The sequence below is a fragment of the Mesorhizobium sp. M7A.F.Ca.AU.001.01.1.1 genome, from assembly GCF_004022735.1.
Taxonomy (GTDB): Bacteria; Pseudomonadota; Alphaproteobacteria; order Rhizobiales; family Rhizobiaceae; genus Mesorhizobium; species Mesorhizobium ciceri.
In genome coordinates this window covers 1-2,633 of record NZ_RZPF01000819.1, presented here as the reverse complement: position 1 = coordinate 2,633, position 2,633 = coordinate 1, and the positions used below count along the sequence as shown (strand labels likewise).

The window sequence follows — 2,633 nt, the reverse complement described above, 5'->3', positions numbered from 1 at the left end:
ATTCAGGCTGAACGGCTCATCGTTGAATGGGTTCCAAACAGGTTTCCGGAAAACCCGCCGCCAAAAACGGTCCGCCGGACGGCGTCCTTTGAGGGACACCGCCCGGCGGTGGCTGGAAACCGTTTGAGGGGTGCGGCTTCCAGTGTTCGGCCGTCCGTCCTTACGAAGCCCGTTTGAACAGGCCCGCAAGAAGCGAAATGACCAGGAAGGCGAGGAAGATGAAAAACAATATCTGCGCTATGCCGGCGGAGGTACCGGCGATGCCGCCGAAACCAAGCGCGCCGGCGATGATGGCAACGACGAGAAATACGAGCGCCCAGTAAAGCATGATCCATCTCCTTCGAATGGTGCGATGAAAACGTGGGTGGTTGCGGTTTGTTCCCACCCTTTGCCGAAAAAGACCGTGCTTGCAAATCGTTCGAGCGGAACCGCAGGAATTCACCGTCGCCGCCCGGGTGCATCAGGCGGCACGAAGTGACGAATTGATCATCTGGAGAGATTCGGGAGCGAGGCTATCGCCTTGGGTTCGTCAATTCCTCCACTCCCAATTCCCGACTATGCGGCGGCTTTCGCCTGCCGGTCAAAGAACAGTGCCTGGCTGATCAGCGCCTTGACCATGTCGGGATTGAACGGCTTGGTGACCAGGAAGGCCGGTTCCGGTCGTTCCCCAGTCAACAGGCGCTCGGGGAAGGCGGTGATGAAGATGACCGGCACCGACGTCGATGACAGGATTTCGTTCACGGCCTCGATGCCGGAACTGCCGTCGGCAAGCTGGATGTCGGCCAGCACCATCTTCGGCCGCGTCTTGCCGAACATCATCACTGCCTCGGCATGGGTGCGCGCCGTTCCAACGACGCGGTGCCCCAGGCTCTCGACCATTTCTTCGATATCCATGGCGATCAGCGGTTCATCCTCGATGATCAGAACGTCGGTTGCCACCTGACGGGATATCTCGTTGCTCGCCTGCGCAAGCAGCTCTGAAAACTCCTGGTCACCGACGTCAAGGATCTCAGCCGCTTCCTCCTCGCTGAAGCCTTCGACCGCCACGAGCAGGAAGGCCTGACGGGGCCGCGGCGCGATCGCATTCAGATTGGCGGCGGTGCGCTGTTCCCACGCCGATTGCGCCTGTTCCTGTGGAACGCGGATGGCGACCGATGTGAAAAGCTTGGCGAAAACCTTGTACAGCGCGATGCGGTCGCTCGATGCTTCGGGAAATATCTCGATATCGGCGATGATGGCTTCAAGCATCGCAGCGACCAGCGCGTCACCACTCTCTTGCGACCCGGAAACAGCCCGCGAGAAGCGGCGCAGGAAGGGCAGATGTGGTGCGATGGTGGCGGATAAGCTCATGGTAAGACGTCTCCCTCAGAATGACGCGATTGCGTAGCAGGTCAAGCTGACTGCAAGCCGTGATAACGCGGATTTTTTGAAAAAGTTCCACCTCGACGGAACAAAAGCCGGGGAGTGGCGTTTGTGGTGGGGATGGGCAACCAGACGAGGGCGCCGCTTGCGTTGTGTTGAGTACGGTAAGAGCGGCTTGAGCGCTGGGAATACAAGGGCAAAATGAAGGATATGACGAAAGATATTCTGACTGGCGCCGAGAGCAGGCGCCGGAACGGTTCTGGTGACGCTCTTGGGCCGAACTCCGAAATCGGACGCAAACTCAAACAATATTACGACGCGCTGGTCTCCGACGATGTGCCGGATCGCTTTTCCCAGTTGCTTAGCCAACTGGAACAGGCTGAACCCGCACAGAAGAAGGACTGAGGCATGGCCGCGGTCTCACAAGGCTTCAAGACTGATCTGCTTGGGGCAATCCCAAGTCTGCGCGCGTTTGCCGTGTCGCTGACGCAAAATGCCGATAAAGCCGACGACCTCGTCCAGGAAACACTCGTCAAGGCTTGGGACAAGCATGAGAGCTTCCAGCCCGGCACCAATCTCAAGGCCTGGCTTTTCACCATCCTGCGCAACGAGTTCTATTCGCAAATGCGCAAGCGCGGGCGCGAAGTGCAGGACAGCGACGGTATCATGACGGCCAGGCTTGCCGTTCATCCGGCCCAGCACGGTCAACTCGACCTGAAGGACTTTCGCGGGGCGCTGGAGCAGTTGCCGGAGGACCAACGCGAAGCCATCATCCTCATCGGCGCATCTGGTTTCTCCTACGAGGAGGCCGCGGAGATCTGCGGCTGCGCGGTGGGGACGATCAAGAGCCGCGTCAGCCGAGCCCGTACCCGCTTGCAGGAGATCCTGAAAATATCAGGTGAGGACGAGTATGGTCCGGACGCGATTTCGGCCCAGGTAACGAGTTCGCCGGCGAGCTGACCGCGATCGCGTCTCAAGCGCGTCCGCAGGCCGCCGCGACCGCTTGCACCAGGTCTTCGCCTGAGTAGGGTTTGCCAACCAGCCTGACGCCCGGAAACGATGCCTTGATTTCATCGGCATCCGAATAGCCGGACGCAAACACGAAAGGTATGCCTGCCGCGCGCAGCCCGGAAGCGAAATCGATCGTCGAGGCGCCGCCCAGCATCAAGTCGACAATGGCTGCATCGAATCGCGTGGCGACTTCCCGGCCATCGACCTCGGTCAGGTCACGGGCGATCACCACCTCATCGGCGCCATGATCGCGGCAAAGT

At 59.9% G+C, this 2,633-nt stretch carries 5 protein-coding genes; 2 read left to right on the top strand and 3 right to left on the bottom strand.

The window, feature by feature from the left end; all coding sequences use genetic code 11:
• Positions 1–160: 160 nt before the first annotated feature.
• Positions 161–328 (bottom strand): DUF1328 domain-containing protein, encoded by a 168-nt coding sequence (locus EN884_RS32370; protein ID WP_013529282.1) that lies wholly within the window; start codon positions 326–328, stop codon positions 161–163.
• A 227-nt stretch (positions 329–555) separates the two neighbouring features.
• Positions 556–1,350 (bottom strand): response regulator, encoded by a 795-nt coding sequence (locus EN884_RS32365; RefSeq protein WP_013529283.1) that lies wholly within the window; start codon positions 1,348–1,350, stop codon positions 556–558.
• A gap of 213 nt (positions 1,351–1,563) precedes the next feature.
• On the opposite strand from EN884_RS32365, the gene EN884_RS32360 reads away from it, so the two are divergent.
• Both EN884_RS32360 and EN884_RS32355 read left to right on the top strand, forming a co-directional pair.
• A complete protein-coding gene (locus tag EN884_RS32360; protein WP_032809255.1) occupies positions 1,564–1,767 on the top strand; it encodes a NepR family anti-sigma factor in 204 nt (67 codons plus the stop codon).
• 3 nt (positions 1,768–1,770) lie between these two features.
• Positions 1,771–2,322 (top strand): RNA polymerase sigma factor, encoded by a 552-nt coding sequence (locus tag EN884_RS32355; RefSeq protein WP_013529285.1) that lies wholly within the window; start codon positions 1,771–1,773, stop codon positions 2,320–2,322.
• Between the two features lie 13 nt (positions 2,323–2,335).
• Here the strand turns inward: EN884_RS32355 and EN884_RS32350 are convergent.
• Positions 2,336–2,633: response regulator (locus tag EN884_RS32350; RefSeq protein ID WP_164895298.1), on the bottom strand; the 298-nt coding region annotated here is incomplete at its 5' end.

Excerpts from the sequence above, each read along its gene's own strand:
- EN884_RS32370 (WP_013529282.1), bottom strand. The coding sequence starts at position 328 with ATGCTTTACTGGGCGCTCGTATTTCTCGTCGTTGCCATCATCGCCGGC.
- EN884_RS32365 (WP_013529283.1), bottom strand. The coding sequence starts at position 1,350 with ATGAGCTTATCCGCCACCATCGCACCACATCTGCCCTTCCTGCGCCGC.
- EN884_RS32360 (WP_032809255.1), top strand. The coding sequence starts at position 1,564 with ATGAAGGATATGACGAAAGATATTCTGACTGGCGCCGAGAGCAGGCGC.
- EN884_RS32355 (WP_013529285.1), top strand. The coding sequence starts at position 1,771 with ATGGCCGCGGTCTCACAAGGCTTCAAGACTGATCTGCTTGGGGCAATC.